Here is a 14288-nt window from a genome sequence, read left to right as displayed (position 1 = left end):
TATCGTGCGGATATGAGCTTTTCCGGTGCGAAACTGATCCTGCTGATCGGCGGCAAACTTCTGACAATCCGGCGCGACGACGACCCGTCGATCCCATGGCCGGTGCTGTGGGACTTGCCGGGTGGCGCGCGTGAAAATGATGAAAGCCCGGAGGCCTGCGTGTTGCGCGAAACGGCCGAGGAAACCGGGCTCACACTCGCGCCCGAGGCGCTGGTCTGGCGAAAGCATTACCTGCGACCCAACCCTGCGTGGTTCTTCGCGGCCAAGCTTGGTGCGGATGCGTTCAGCCGCGTTCGTCTTGGCGACGAGGGGCAGGCGGTGGCCCTGATGCACCCCGCCGATTGGGTTCTGCGCGACGATGTGATCCCGCATTTCAGAATGCGCGTTGCCGAGGCGATGGAGGACATGCACGATCTGTGACCGATTTCGGGGAGGACCGGCCGGAACATCTGACTTGATGGTGAAGGCCGCTCCCCGCATAGTGTGCCCGACATTTCAGCACACGGAGTAGACGCCCATGAATTCCGAGGATTTCCTGTCCCAGTTTGTGGGGTCGAATATCGTCCTCCTTCTTATCGCGCTGTTCATTATCGTCTCGATTTTTCTGGGCGTGCGGATCGTGCCGCAGTCCGAGAAATTCGTGGTCGAGCGGTTCGGGCGGCTTCAGGCGGTACTTGGGCCGGGGATCAACTTCATCATCCCGTTCCTCGATCGGGTGCGGCACAAGATCTCGATCCTCGAGCGGCAGCTTCCGACGATGAGTCAGGATGCGATCACGCGAGACAACGTGCTGGTGCAGGTCGAAACCAGCGTGTTCTACCGTATCCTGAACCCGGAAAAGACGGTTTATCGCATTCGCGATGTGGACGGGGCGATTTCCACGACCGTCGCGGGTATCGTGCGCAGCGAGATCGGGATGATGGATCTGGACGACGTGCAGTCGAACCGGACGCAGCTGATCGCGCGGATCAAATCGCAGGTCGAGGATGCGGTCGATAACTGGGGGATCGAGGTGACGCGGACCGAGATTCTCGACGTGAACCTCGATCAGGCGACGCGCGACGCGATGCTCCAGCAGCTCAATGCCGAACGGGCCCGTCGGGCGCAGGTGACCGAGGCCGAGGGCAAGAAGCGCGCGGTCGAGCTTCAGGCGGATGCCGAGCTTTATGCCGCCGAACAGATCGCCAAAGCCCGCCGCATTCAGGCCGATGCCGAAGCCTATGCGACCGAAGTCGTGGCCAAGGCCATCGCCGACAACGGTCTTGAAGCGGCGCAATACCAAGTCGCGCTGAAACAGGTCGAGGCGCTGACCAAAGTGGGTGACGGGCCCGGCAACCAGATGATCCTGCTGCCCGCCGATGCAGTGGACGCCTTCAAGAACGCCTTTGGTATGCTCAAGGGCCGTTCATGATGATGCTTTGGGAAATCTGGTGGGTCTGGATCGCGGCGGCGCTGGTCCTCGCGATTTTCGAGGTGTTCACGGCCGGTTTCGTGTTCGTGGGCTTCGCGCTGGGCGCGGCGGTCGTGGGTGTCTTGCTCGCCGTCGGCGTGTCAATTGCGCTCGCATGGGCGCTTGTGGTCTTCGCCATCGTGTCGGTCGCCGCCTGGGTGATCCTGCGCGCGGCCTTCGGTGTGCGACGCGGGCAGCGCCAGACCTTTCACCGCGACATCAACGAGGATTAGTCGGCAGGCGCCACCATGCGGGCGACGGCGCGCACCGCGCCGAGCTGCTTGCCCTTGACCAGCCATGAGACCGCAAAGGCGAGGACGCCGATGGTTTCGAGGATGAACATGTATTTGTAGGGCGCGAGAGTTTCGGTGATCCGGTCGGACAGCACGTAGGGGACGAGCGCCAGTAGGGCCAAGATCATGACGCCCCCGCAGCCGACGAAGATCAGGTTGTCCCCGGTCCAGACCATTTTCCCGTCCGAGTCGCGGTCCGACTTGGTGAACTGGAAGATCGACATCAGCGCCAGCAGAACGAAAAAGCCCGTGGCCGAGCCGAAATGTAGAAAGTTCGGGTGCCCCTCGATCCCGAGGTTCACGTCGGGCAGCGCGACCATGTCTGGGCTGTCGACAACCACCGGGAACAGCGCGACCCCGATGGCGAAAATCCCGGCACCGCTGGTCAGGACGTTGTCGGACAGCGTTTCGTCGTCGGTCTTCGCATAGCCCTTGTAACTGACCAGAAACACGCCGATCGCGCACATGGTGCCGACGAAAACGCCGCCCATGTGGGTGTAGTAAAACTCGCTGATCGAGGGCGCGAAGACCGTATCGGGCAGCAGGCCATAGATGATGAGAACGGCGGGCAGGAAGAAGCCGAGCCAGCCAAGCGCGCGGCGGACGTTCAGATATTCGATGACGAGGGAGTTCTTGTCCTCTTCGATGTCGCCTTTGATTTCCTTGCCAAGCTGATCCACGGCGCTCTCCCCGTTGCGTGGGGGTAGTCTAGCATGGTCGGTCGCCGGGCCTAGTCAGCGCAGCCTTACCTGTGACGGCGGCGCAATCGCCCTACGGCAGGCTTGCAAGGATCGCTTCGGCGGCGGCACGCGGATCGGGCGCCGATTTGATCGGGCGGCCGACGACGATGTGGTCGGCACCGTCCGAGATGGCTTTCTCGGGTGTCGCGATACGTTTCTGGTCGCCCGTCTCGGCGCCATGTGGGCGCACGCCCGGCGTTACGATCAACTTGCCGCTGGCCTCCGGCAAGGCCCGGATCAACGCGGCTTCGTGCGGGGAGGCGATCACGCCGTCCGCCCCGGCGGCCATGGCCCGGCGCGCGCGTTCCACGACAATATCCTGCACGTCGCCTTGTGACATCAGCATGTCGTCGAGGTCGGCGCGGTCCAGCGAGGTCAGGATCGTCACGGCGAGGATCTTGAGGTCCGAGGCCCCTTTGCCTTCCTGCGCAGCGCGCACCACATGCGGATCGCCGTGGACCGTCAGGAAGTCCAGCCCGTAGTTCGCAAGCCCGCGTACGGCGGCCTCGACCGTGTTGCCGATGTCGAAGAGTTTCATGTCGAGGAAGATGCGCTTGTCCATCTCGTCGATCAGTTCGCGGGCCAAGGCGAGGCCCCCGCCGGTCAGCATACCAAGGCCGATCTTATAGAACCCCACCGGGTCTCCAAGCCGTTGCGCCAGTTCCAGCCCGGCCAGCGCGTTGGGAACGTCGAGCGCCACGATCAGGCGGTCGTCGGTCTTGGTCATGTTCTCGGCCATGGGGCGATCCTTTCCGGTTTCGGCCCTTGTGCGAAAGCCGTCCGGTTCCGTCAAGCGTTCAGCCGTAAAGCCGGCGCAAGGCGGGTGCATTCGCCCAAAAAAAGGGTCGCTTCGATGCCTGTGTCACCCGGCCTTGGCGCGCGGTGAGAAGGGCAGACGACCGACTGCCGACATGATGTCGACCGAGATCTGTTCTTCGCCACGGCGAAACCCCGGCATGGCGCGCGCCTGATCGAGCGCATGGGTCACGAGGTCGTAGGTGATGAGCGATGAGGGGCAGTCGTGCGCCCTGTGCGACTGGCAGATGAAATTCACATGCCGTTGGCGCGCGCCCCCATCGGGCAACATCGCCATGGATACGGCGGCGCGGAAGCATTTCGCGCGATCGTCCCAGCGCAGATCGCGGATGTCTATGTCGGTCACTTTCATGGTCGGTCCTGTTTGCCCCACGGCGCGGACCATCGCCGAAAGTGGTGAACATTCCGTTCGCGATTGGTTGCGCGAAGGTGAACGGACATATGCAATTTTCGTGATCACAGGCTTGCGAGGGGGGTGACGCCCCCCCATCTATGATCCGAGGCCCAGACAGGGGTGTGCCGCAGGGCGGGCACCGCAATTCACAGGGCGCTTAACGAGAGGAAAATGCCATGAATTTGGAAAAATTCACCGAACGGTCGCGTGGCTTCATTCAGGCCGCCCAAACGATCGCGATGCGCGAAAACCACCAGAAACTCGCGCCCGAGCATCTGCTCAAGGCCCTTATGGACGACGAAGAAGGCATGGCTGCGAACCTCATCCGTCAGGCGGGTGGGGAGCCGAAGCGGGTTGTCGAAGCCGTCGATGCCGCCGTCGCCAAGATCCCGCGTGTGACGGGGGATGCCGGGCAGGTCTACCTCGACAATGCCACGGCCCGCGTGCTGGACGAGGCCGAGAAGGTCGCGAAGAAGGCGGGCGACTCGTTCGTCCCTGTCGAACGTCTGCTCACGGCGCTGGCGCTGACCAAATCAGCGGCCAAGGACGCGCTGGAAGCGGGCGCGGTGTCGGCGCAGAAGCTGAACGCCGCGATCAACGACGTGCGCAAGGGGCGCACGGCCGACAGCGCGTCGGCCGAGGACAGCTACGAGGCGTTGAAGAAATATGCGCGCGACCTGACCGAAGCCGCCGAGGACGGCAAGATCGACCCCATCATCGGACGGGACGAGGAAATTCGCCGCGCGATGCAGGTGCTGTCGCGCCGGACCAAGAACAACCCGGTCCTGATCGGTGATCCGGGCGTCGGTAAAACCGCGATCGCCGAGGGCCTTGCCCTGCGCATCATCAACGGTGACGTGCCCGAGAGCCTCAAGAACAAGAAGCTCATGGCGCTCGACATGGGCGCGTTGATCGCCGGCGCGAAATATCGGGGTGAATTCGAAGAACGGCTCAAGGCCGTCTTGAACGAGATTCAGGCGGCGGCCGGGGAAATCATCCTGTTCATCGACGAGATGCACACGCTTGTGGGCGCGGGCAAGACCGATGGTGCGATGGATGCCGCGAACCTCATCAAACCGGCGCTCGCGCGCGGGGAGCTTCACTGTGTCGGTGCCACGACGCTGGATGAGTACCGCAAGTATGTCGAGAAGGACGCGGCCCTCGCCCGCCGGTTCCAGCCAGTGATGGTGGACGAGCCGACGGTCGAGGATACGATCTCGATCCTGCGCGGCATCAAGGAGAAGTACGAGCTGCACCACGGCGTGCGAATCTCGGACTCCGCGCTTGTGTCGGCGGCGACCCTGTCGAACCGCTACATCACCGACCGGTTCCTGCCGGACAAGGCCATCGACCTTGTCGACGAGGCGGCGAGCCGTCTGCGGATGGAGGTCGACTCGAAACCCGAGGAACTCGACCAGCTCGACCGCAACATCCTCCAGCTTCAGATCGAAGCCGAGGCGCTCAAGAAAGAGGACGATGCCGCGTCGAAGGACCGGCTCGAGAAACTCGAGGGCGAATTGTCGGCGTTGCAGGAGCAATCGGCGAGCATGACCGCCAAGTGGCAGGCCGAACGCGCCAAGCTGGAAGGCGCGCGCGAACTGAAAGAGCAGCTTGACCGGGCGCGGGCCGATCTGGACATCGCCAAGCGTGAGGGCAACCTCGCCAAGGCCGGTGAGCTGTCCTACGGCGTGATCCCGGACCTTGAGCGCAAACTCTCCGAAGCCGAGAAGGCCGAGGAGGAGGGCGACGTGATGGTCGAAGAGGCCGTCCGGCCCGAGCAGATCGCGCAGGTGGTCGAGCGGTGGACGGGTATCCCGACCTCGAAGATGCTCGAAGGCGAGCGCGAGAAACTGCTGCGGATGGAAGAGGGCCTGCACAAGCGGGTCATCGGTCAGGATCAGGCGGTGCGCGCGGTGGCCAATGCCGTGCGTCGGGCCCGTGCGGGTCTGAACGACGAAGCGCGGCCCTTGGGCAGCTTCCTGTTCCTCGGGCCGACCGGCGTGGGTAAGACCGAGCTGACCAAGGCGGTGGCCGAGTTCCTGTTCGATGACGACAGCGCGATGGTGCGCATCGATATGTCGGAGTTCATGGAAAAGCACGCGGTCGCGCGTCTGATCGGCGCCCCTCCGGGCTATGTCGGCTATGACGAGGGCGGCGTTCTGACCGAAGCCGTGCGGCGCAAGCCCTATCAGGTCGTCCTGTTCGACGAGGTCGAAAAGGCGCACCCGGATGTGTTCAACGTGCTGCTTCAAGTGCTGGACGACGGTGTCCTGACCGACGGGCAGGGTCACCGAGTCGATTTCAAGCAGACGCTGATCGTGCTGACCTCGAACCTCGGATCGCAGGCCTTGAGCCAGCTTCCGGACGGGGCGGATGCCGGGAAAGCCAAGCAGGACGTCATGGACGCCGTGCGGGCGCATTTCCGGCCCGAGTTCCTGAACCGTCTGGACGAAACCGTGATCTTCGACCGGCTGGGCCGGGCGGATATGTCGGGCATCGTGGACATCCAGCTTGGCCTGCTCGCCAAGCGTCTGGCCAAGCGCAACATCACGTTGACGCTGGACGATGATGCGAAGCAGTGGCTCGGGGATCAGGGTTATGATCCGGTCTATGGTGCGCGCCCGCTCAAGCGCGTGATCCAGAAGGCGCTCCAAGACCCGCTGGCCGAGATGATCCTGTCAGGTGACGTGCTGGACGGGGCGACGATCCCGGTCACGGCCGGGGCCGACGGGCTTATCATTGGGGACCGGGTGGGAAACTCGACGAACCCGAAACCGAATGATGCGGTCGTCCACTAAGGACGCACGCGTCGGTGCGAGAAAGGGCGGGGGAGACCCCGCCCTTTTTCTTTGCCTTGACCGACTCGGGCGGTGCGAGTAAACACTCGCATGTGCGAGCGAGTGTTTACTCGCACTACGGATCGGGAGTCGACCCATGAAAACTCACATCAATTCGTTCTTCGAAGGGCCGATGGCGAAACAGGCCATCATCGTGCCCGTGCTCATCATGCTCATCTTTTCCGTCTTCACGCTCACCGCACCGATGGACCCGGAGAAGACGGCACAGGCGGTCACACTGGGGATCGTCAATCAGGACGAAGGCCTGCCGATGCCGCCCGTCAAAGTGTCGGAGCGGATGTTGCAGGGCTTGGGCGGTCAGATGCCCTTCGCCACGCAGTCCTTCGACAACCGTGACGACGCTATTGCGGCGCTGGAAGCCGGCGATCTGAGTGTTCTTCTCGTTTTTCCTACCGATTTTTCGGCCAAGGCGTTCAAGGGCGAGCAGGCGCGGTTCGAGATCGTGACATCGCCCGCCGTGACCGTCGCGGAGTTCCAGATGGCGCAGCAGTTGGAGCGAATGCTGCCAGCCGCGATGTCCGCCGGAGTCGCCTCGCTTCGCCTCGCGATGAAAGAGGGTAGCATGCCGACCGGAGAGATGCCGGTGGCGGCGGATGTGACCTCGGTCGTTGACGCCGGTCCGATGGCGTCGATGCAAGCGCCGTTCGCGATGCTCTATACCACATGGCTCGCCTCGCTCGTCGGCGCCGTGATGATGACCCTTGCGACGCGCGGGCGGGCGGATCGGGGCACGGTCGCCGTGACACGCACGGTGATTCCGGTCCTCGTTATGGGCCTCGCCTCGCTCTGTCTTGCGCTGGTCGTCGGGGCCACCGCCGGTTGGGGCGCGTTCCTGCCCGCCTGGGCCGTCGTCTGGCCGACCGCCATCGCGCTGTCATGGCTGTTTGTCGGCCTGCTCTCGCTTCTGGGGCTTTGGGTGGTGATCCTTCTCCTCCCGCTCGCTTTTTACCAGTCGGCCATCGGCGGGGTCATGGCCCCGGCGGCCGCAGCGCCCGAGTGGCTGTCGCGGATCACGAGTTGGGCCGGTCTGGAGCAGATTGGCGCGGCTTACCGTGGCGCGGTGCATGGGGTCGCCATGCCCTATCCGGTTGTCCTTGTCGCCATCATCGCGATACTCGGGCTGGCCCTGATCTGGATCCGCGCGGCGCTTCCCGCACGGGCCGGGGCGACCGGAGCCACGACCGCCGCATGAACAAAGCCGACAGCCGGTTCGAAAGCGATGCCTTCAGGGCCGTGTTGGACGCGGTCGAGAAGGAAGAGGGTCCGAGTGCGCCGAAAAAACGCCTCGCGATCCTCGCCGCGCTCGACTGCTTTGCCGAGTTCGGGTTCGACGGCACTTCGACCAAGATGATCGCCGAACGGGCCGGGATCGGCGAGGCGACGATCTTTCGTCATTTCCCGTCGAAGAAGGCGCTGCTGCTCAGGATCACGCAACCCGTCGTCCGGCATATCCTGACCCCGGCGGCCGAGCAGGAGGCGCACGAACTGATCGACCGGCACAAAGGGGATCGGCGGGCGGTGCTGCGGGCCGTGATGCTGTCGCGGCTGCATTTCATGCGCGTCTACGAACCGCTGGTGAAGATCCTCTTGCAGGAGGCGCTGGTGAATCCCGACCTGCGCGCGGTGATGATCCACGAGGCGACGCCGCTTTTCGATCAGCTGTCCGGCACCGTGGCGATGTTCGGTCCACAGACCGAGCGTGAGCGGGAACGCTTCTTCCGCACGCTAGGGTCTTTCATCATGGGGTACTTCCTGCACCGTTCGATCCTTGCGCCGAACCGGGATTGGGACGATGCGACCGAGGTGGATTTCATGCTGACCGTCATGTTCGACGGATTGGATGCCACGCTCGACCGGCGTTGACGCGAGGTTCGGCAATCGACCGTTTGGACTTCGCCCGGTCTGGCGTATCCTCTTGCCGGGAGGAGCCATCATGAGAAAAGTCGATGCATTACTGTCGGAGTATGGCGAGAGCCATCAGAACCCGACGAACAAGATGGTGCACTGGATTTGCGTGCCGGTCATCTTCGTCTGCGTCATGGCACTGATCTATGCGATCCCGCCCGTTGCCGGTGTGAACCTGTTGTGGCCCGTCGCCGTTGCCGCGCTCATATACTATGCCGTACTGTCGCCGCCGCTTGCCGTGGGTTTCGTCGTGGTGCTGATTGTCGGGTATCTCATCATACAGGCTCTGGAAGCTTTGGTGCCGCTGCCGATCTGGGCGACCGCGCTGATCCTGTTCGTGCTCGCCTGGATCGGGCAGTTTTGGGGTCACAAGGTCGAGGGCAAGAAGCCGTCGTTCTTCAAGGACGTGCAGTTCCTGCTGATCGGGCCTGCGTGGCTCATGTCGTTTCTCTACGCGCGCGCGGGCGTGAAATACTGAAACGACCCCCGCCGCAGGGGGGGGCAGGGGCCGTTCCGGGGGCGGATGAGATGCGGGGTTACATCTCGCCCGATGGGATCAGCCCGTCCTCCTGCGCCGAGGCAAGCTCGTCCATGTCGAGAACGCCGTCCCCGTTCGTGTCTGACGCGGTAAAGATGTCTTCGTTCACGTCGTCATAGGCCGCCATGAGTTCTTCGACCGAGATGACGCCGTCCGCGTCGATATCGACCACCTTCACGTCCTGCGCGATGGCGACCGATCCGATGGTCAGCGTGGCTGCGATGGCAAGGTTCGCGATCTTCATGTTCATTTCCTCTCTTTAAGGGGCCCGTCTGTCGGGATGAGGACACTTGGTCACGCCCCATTGCCCGGTGCATCGGGGATCTGACCCACATGCGGTTTTGGGCGCCGGATTGCGCGGCGAGGCCGATCAGGCAGGCGGAAACAGGATCGTCAAAGGCGGGCTTTCGCCACACGGCGGAAGCGCACCGACCTGCGGGGGGCCGGCGGGCGAAAGGCCGCTCTCGTTCAGGTCATTTTCCTATCGGCGTGCGACGGCCGGATACGGTCCGGTTTTCCCTTGTTCGCGCGACTCGCGCGCGGCATGATCGGGTCAACCGGGGCACGAGACCCCTTTGAGCAGCACCGAACCGGGAGGCGGTATGAGCCCCGACGTCGAACGCATCCTCACCAAGATCAAATTCGGCAAACCGTTCCGCGCGCATGACGTGACCATCATTCACACTCTGGTGGACGATACGCGGGTGAGTTTCTGCGTGGACATGGAGAACGACCCGATCCAGCGGAATCACCGTCGCGGCCAGTTCTATGAGCAAAAGGAACTGAAGGATCTGAAGCGGCTGTTTCCCGAAGGCGGCACCTTTGTCGATATCGGCGCGAACGTCGGAAACCACTCCTTATATGCGGCGCTCATTCTGAAAGCCGGCAAGGTGATCCCGGTGGAGCCCAATCTGCTCGCCTTCCGCCTTCTCATTCATAATGTGCTCATCAATCGGCTGGAGCATGTGTTCGACCTGTCCAAGCTGGGCGTCGGGTTGTCGGACAAGGCCGAGCAGGGCTACGCCATGCAAAAGCGCGAGCGCAACCTTGGCGGGGCCAAGATGCTGCCGGGCGAGGGCGACCTGATGGTCGTGCCGGGCGATGCGCTGCTGGCGGGCGTGACCCCCGACCTCATCAAGATCGACGTCGAGGGGATGGAGATGATGGCACTCGCCGGGCTGGAGGACACGATCGTAGCCCATAACCCGGTTCTGCTGGTCGAGGTCGACAACGAGAACGAGGATGCGTTCTTCGCTTGGGCCGAGGCGCATGACTACGTCATCGACAAGACGGTGCAACGCTACCGGCTGAACAAGAACCACCTGCTGATCCACAAATCGCAGGCGGGCGATGTGGCCGCCGAGTAGAGGGGAAGCGCGCGATGGAAAACGAGTTGAGCACGACCTTCTGGGTTCTCGAATACCTCGCCATGTTCTTCATCTTCCTGATTGGGGCGGTGGTCGCGCTCGTCCTGATCTGGTGGGCGGTCGACAAGTTCCAGACCGCTGACGCCGTTCGCCGCAACTATCCGGTCATCGGGCGCTTCCGGCACCTGTTCACCTCGCTGGGTGAATTCTTCCGGCAATACTTCTTCGCGATGGACCGGGAAGAGATGCCGTTCAACCGGGCGCAGCGCGACTGGGTCTATCGGGCGGCGGCCGGCAAGGACAATACGGTGGCCTTCGGCTCGACCCGCAATATCTCGACCCCCGGCACGTCCATCTTCGTCAACGCGGCCTTTCCGCCGCTGGGGTTCCAGTATGCCAAGACCGCGCCGATGGTGATCGGGCCGACGGCGGCGAAACCGTATGAGGCGCCGAGCTTCTTCAACATCTCCGGCATGTCCTATGGCGCGCTGTCCCAGCCCGCCGTGCGCGCGTTGTCGATGGGGGCCAAGAAAGCGAACGTCTGGCTGAACACCGGCGAGGGCGGCATGTCCGACTATCACCTCGAGGGTGGATGCGATGTCGTCTATCAGATCGGGACCGCCAAATACGGGGTGCGCGACGAACACGGCAAGCTTTCGGACGCGAAGCTGCGCGAGGTGGCGGCACGGCCCGAAGTGAAGATGTTCGAGTTGAAGCTCGCACAGGGGGCCAAACCCGGCAAGGGCGGCATCCTACCGGCGGCCAAGGTGGATGAAGAAGTCTCGCGCATCCGGGGCATCCCGGTCGGCAAGGCGAGCGAGTCGCCCAACCGCCATGAAGAGATCGACGATTGGGACGATCTTCTCGACGTCATCAGCCATATTCGCGAGGTCACGGGGAAACCCGTCGGGTTCAAGACGGTGGTCGGCGCGGTCGATCCGTTCTCGGACCTGTTCGACTGCATCATGCGGCGCGGCCCCGACAGTGCGCCGGACTTCATAACGATTGACGGTGGCGAGGGCGGCACGGGTGCCGCGCCCATGCCGCTCATCGACCTCGTCGGGATGCCGATCCGCGAGGCGCTGCCGCGGATCGTGGACCTTCGCGACCAGCGGGGGCTGCATGACCGCATCCGCATGATCGCGTCGGGAAAGATGGTGAACCCGTCTGACGTGGCATGGGCCATTTGCGCGGGGGCCGATTTCGTCGTGTCCGCGCGCGGCTTCATGTTCAGCCTGGGCTGCATTCAGGCCCTGAAGTGCAACAAGAACACCTGCCCGACCGGGGTGACCACGCACGACCCGCGTTTGCAGAAGGGGCTGGTGCCCAAGGACAAGGCGGCGAAGGTCGCGAGTTTCGCCAAGAACATGATCCACGAGGTCGAAACCATCGCGCATTCCGTGGGCGTCGCCGAACCGCGCCAGATGCGGCGGCGGCACGTACGGATCGTGCAGGGCGATGGCCGCTCGATCCCGATGAACGAGATTTATCCAAGTTACAGTACTCACGCACTATCGTGATGCACCTTTATTGGGCCGGTTCTCGTTTCTTCCGTAAGACGGGAGAAAGAAGGACGTAGGAGGACCCAATGGGATACAAACCCGACCTGACTCGTGACGACGTCACACCGAAGGCGCTTTTTCTGAATCGGCGGCAGATCATGGCAAGCGCCGCTGGCCTCATGGCCGGTGGCCTCGCCGCGCCGGCCTTGGCGCAGAACGAGCTCGAGCCCAACACGCTCGAAGAGATCACCAACTACAACAACTACTATGAGTTCGGGACGGGCAAGGAAGACCCGGCCAAGAACGCGCATATGCTGACGGTCGATCCGTGGTCGATCGAAGTGGGCGGTTTGGTGGATCGCCCCGGCACCTATTCCATGGCCGACATCATGGATGGGATGACGGTCGAGGAGCGCATCTATCGGTTCCGCTGTGTCGAGGCGTGGTCGATGGTGATCCCGTGGAACGGGTTCGAGCTGAATCAGCTTCTGGAAAAGGTCGGTGTTCAGGCCGGCGCCAAGTACGTGGCGTTCGAAACCGCCTACCGCCCCGACGAGATGCCGGGCGTCCGGTTCCCCGTCGTCGAATGGCCCTATGTCGAGGGTCTGCGGCTGGACGAGGCGATGCACCCGCTCACTATTATGGCCACCGGAATTTACGGGGAGCCGATGCCGAAGCAGAACGGCGCGCCCATCCGGTTGGTGGTGCCGTGGAAATACGGGTTCAAGTCGATCAAATCGATCGTGCGGATTTCGCTGGTCGAGGACGAACCGCCGACAACCTGGAACAAGGCGAACGCGCGCGAGTACGGCTTCTATAGTAACGTGAACCCGAACGTGGATCACCCGCGCTGGTCTCAGGCCACCGAACGCGTGATCGGGGCCGGCATTTTCGCCGCGCGTAAAGAGACGCTGATGTTCAACGGATACGAAGATCAGGTCGCCAGCCTTTATGCCGGCATGGACCTGTCCGAGAACTACTGATGTCCGAGATTGCCCGCACCATAAACGGCGCGCTGCGAAAGGTGCCCGCCTGGCCGATCTATCTGATCGGGGTGATCCCGCCCGCATGGCTCTTCTATCAGGGGGTCACGGGGAACCTCGGCGTCGACCCGGTGAAGAAGATGGAACACGAGATCGGGCTTCTGGGTCTTCAGGTTCTGATCGCCACGCTGGCCATCACGCCGCTGTTCAAGATCACCAAGATCAACCTCGTGAAGTTCCGGCGCGCGCTCGGGCTGGTCGGCTTCTTCTATATCGTCTGCCACCTCGCGGTGTGGCTGTTCCTCGATGTTCAGATCTGGAGCCAGATCTGGGCCGATATCGTGAAGCGTCCCTACATTACTATAGGGATGGGGGCCTTCGCCCTTTTGATCCCGCTGGCGGTCACGTCGAACAACTGGTCGATGCGGAAACTCCGCAAGACGTGGAAGTCGATTCACAAGCTGTTCTATCCGGCGATCATTCTGGGCGGGGTTCACTTCCTGCTCCTGCGCAAGGGCATCCAGCTGGAGCCGGTGCTCTATGTCGTGGGGATCGTCGTGCTGCTCGCGATGCGCGTGAAGCTCCCCAAACGCGAGCGCCGGACGGCGAACGCCTGAAGACGAAGCGATTCACCCCGATATGGGGTGAATCGCGCCCCGGTTCGTGAATCGCCTACCGATTCACCGCTGAATCGCCCCCTCCGAAAACTTTTTTGGCCGATTCATCCCCCGATTCACCGGAATCTCGCAGGGGGCCCACCGATTCAGACGACGATTCAGGGTCGGACGGGGCTGAATCGGGGGTGATTTGGGCCTCTGAGTCTCTCCGAGCCTGTGGAAAACCGGTGGATAAGCCCGATTCAGCGTCGTTAGCGCCCAAGATTTCAGGGCGCCAACAGAAGATCGCCAAAAAATCGCGAAAAATAACCTAGCAAAAACAATGGGTTCCAACTTTTCGGCGAAAAATGTCATGTTTCTGAAAAAAAGCCCTTGCGGGGTCAGGCCCAGAACCGTAAATACCCCCTCACCGGCGGCGCTGAGGCGCACAACGGAACGCCAGACGGAACGACGGAGCGACGCTCCAGAGTGAAGCGAGGCAAAAAACTAGAGGCTAGATCAGGCGGGCGCGCCGAACAAGATAGGGCGCACCAGTCGGGTTTTTGTCTCTACGCTCTTTGAAATCGATGGTATCTGAAGAGATGTGTGGGCGGTTTGGTTCATTCGATGAACAAACAACTGCATATCAAACTACCTAGCGAAGGCTTCGGCCCTAGCGATGATGGATAGTCAGCTTCACTGTTTGGACGGCTTTCGGTACCTTTGGTACTGAAGCACAACAAACAGAGACGGTTCCAACCTAGCCGGTTGGAATTGATGTGCAGAGGTTCGAACGTCAAGGATAACCGAGTAATCGGTTTTCAACTTGAGAGTTTGATCCTGGCT

General features: G+C 62.5%; 15 protein-coding genes and 1 rRNA gene (1 of these 16 only partly in view). 12 read left to right on the top strand and 4 right to left on the bottom strand.

From position 1 onward, the window contains the following. The first annotated feature begins 12 nt into the window (after nt 1-12). The 3 genes from HOY44_RS08260 (at nt 13) to HOY44_RS08250 (ending at nt 1683) form a co-directional block, all read left to right on the top strand. Complete coding sequence (locus HOY44_RS08260) at nt 13-420, top strand: NUDIX domain-containing protein (protein WP_287434187.1); 408 nt, start codon at nt 13-15, stop codon at nt 418-420. A gap of 97 nt (nt 421-517) precedes the next feature. Continuing rightward, complete coding sequence (locus HOY44_RS08255; RefSeq protein ID WP_008333300.1) at nt 518-1411, top strand: SPFH domain-containing protein; 894 nt, start codon at nt 518-520, stop codon at nt 1409-1411. Next, nucleotides 1408-1683 (top strand): NfeD family protein, encoded by a 276-nt coding sequence (locus tag HOY44_RS08250; protein WP_008333301.1) that lies wholly within the window; start codon nt 1408-1410, stop codon nt 1681-1683. The genes HOY44_RS08255 and HOY44_RS08250 overlap by 4 nt, the downstream gene beginning before the upstream one ends. On the opposite strand, the gene HOY44_RS08245 is transcribed toward HOY44_RS08250, so the two are convergent. The 3 genes from HOY44_RS08245 to HOY44_RS08235 all read right to left on the bottom strand — a co-directional run bounded on the left by HOY44_RS08245 (nt 1680) and on the right by HOY44_RS08235 (nt 3651). Continuing rightward, nucleotides 1680-2423 carry a hypothetical protein gene (locus HOY44_RS08245; RefSeq protein WP_287434185.1) on the bottom strand — a complete coding sequence of 248 codons (744 nt, stop codon included), beginning with the start codon at nt 2421-2423 and terminating at the stop codon, nt 1680-1682. The genes HOY44_RS08250 and HOY44_RS08245 overlap by 4 nt on opposite strands. A gap of 91 nt (nt 2424-2514) precedes the next feature. Then, nucleotides 2515-3222 (bottom strand): orotidine-5'-phosphate decarboxylase, encoded by a 708-nt coding sequence (gene pyrF, locus HOY44_RS08240; RefSeq protein ID WP_287434183.1) that lies wholly within the window; start codon nt 3220-3222, stop codon nt 2515-2517. A gap of 123 nt (nt 3223-3345) precedes the next feature. Then, complete coding sequence (locus tag HOY44_RS08235; RefSeq protein ID WP_008333304.1) at nt 3346-3651, bottom strand: hypothetical protein; 306 nt, start codon at nt 3649-3651, stop codon at nt 3346-3348. A gap of 218 nt (nt 3652-3869) precedes the next feature. On the opposite strand from HOY44_RS08235, the gene clpB reads away from it, so the two are divergent. The 4 genes from clpB to HOY44_RS08215 all read left to right on the top strand — a co-directional run bounded on the left by clpB (nt 3870) and on the right by HOY44_RS08215 (nt 8934). Then, a complete protein-coding gene (gene clpB, locus HOY44_RS08230) occupies nt 3870-6491 on the top strand; it encodes an ATP-dependent chaperone ClpB (RefSeq protein WP_138422054.1) in 2622 nt (873 codons plus the stop codon). Between the two features lie 136 nt (nt 6492-6627). Beyond that, nucleotides 6628-7743, top strand: coding sequence for a YhgE/Pip domain-containing protein (locus tag HOY44_RS08225; RefSeq protein ID WP_287434180.1), 1116 nt, complete (start codon nt 6628-6630; stop codon nt 7741-7743). Next, entirely contained in the window at nt 7740-8414 is a 675-nt protein-coding gene (locus tag HOY44_RS08220; RefSeq protein WP_287434177.1) for a TetR/AcrR family transcriptional regulator, read from the top strand. Before HOY44_RS08225 ends, HOY44_RS08220 begins: the two co-directional genes overlap by 4 nt. 70 nt (nt 8415-8484) lie before the next feature. After that, complete coding sequence (locus HOY44_RS08215) at nt 8485-8934, top strand: Mpo1 family 2-hydroxy fatty acid dioxygenase (protein ID WP_287434176.1); 450 nt, start codon at nt 8485-8487, stop codon at nt 8932-8934. A 58-nt stretch (nt 8935-8992) separates the two neighbouring features. Here the strand turns inward: HOY44_RS08215 and HOY44_RS08210 are convergent, their stop codons facing one another. Then, the gene (locus HOY44_RS08210) at nt 8993-9238 is read right to left on the bottom strand and encodes an EF-hand domain-containing protein (protein ID WP_040885042.1); all 246 of its coding nucleotides are present in this window, start codon (nt 9236-9238) and stop codon (nt 8993-8995) included. Between the two features lie 358 nt (nt 9239-9596). Between HOY44_RS08210 and HOY44_RS08205 the strand changes: the two genes are divergently transcribed. The 5 genes from HOY44_RS08205 to HOY44_RS08185 form a co-directional block, all read left to right on the top strand. Beyond that, nucleotides 9597-10361, top strand: coding sequence for an FkbM family methyltransferase (locus tag HOY44_RS08205; protein ID WP_287434174.1), 765 nt, complete (start codon nt 9597-9599; stop codon nt 10359-10361). A gap of 14 nt (nt 10362-10375) precedes the next feature. After that, a complete protein-coding gene (locus tag HOY44_RS08200; RefSeq protein ID WP_287434172.1) occupies nt 10376-11881 on the top strand; it encodes an FMN-binding glutamate synthase family protein in 1506 nt (501 codons plus the stop codon). A 68-nt stretch (nt 11882-11949) separates the two neighbouring features. Next, nucleotides 11950-12846 carry a protein-methionine-sulfoxide reductase catalytic subunit MsrP gene (msrP, locus tag HOY44_RS08195; protein ID WP_287434171.1) on the top strand — a complete coding sequence of 299 codons (897 nt, stop codon included), beginning with the start codon at nt 11950-11952 and terminating at the stop codon, nt 12844-12846. Next, complete coding sequence (msrQ, locus tag HOY44_RS08190) at nt 12846-13463, top strand: protein-methionine-sulfoxide reductase heme-binding subunit MsrQ (RefSeq protein WP_287434170.1); 618 nt, start codon at nt 12846-12848, stop codon at nt 13461-13463. The genes msrP and msrQ overlap by 1 nt, the downstream gene beginning before the upstream one ends. Nucleotides 13464-14264: 801 nt before the next feature. Continuing rightward, nucleotides 14265-14288 (top strand): 16S ribosomal RNA (locus tag HOY44_RS08185); it runs 1444 nt beyond the window's last position.

The sequence above is a fragment of the Maritimibacter sp. genome, assembly GCF_016774595.1.
Lineage (GTDB): Bacteria > Pseudomonadota > Alphaproteobacteria > Rhodobacterales > Rhodobacteraceae > Maritimibacter > Maritimibacter alkaliphilus.
The sequence above is the reverse complement of the archived record's forward strand: the minus strand, read 5'-3'. Positions and strand labels throughout refer to the sequence as shown.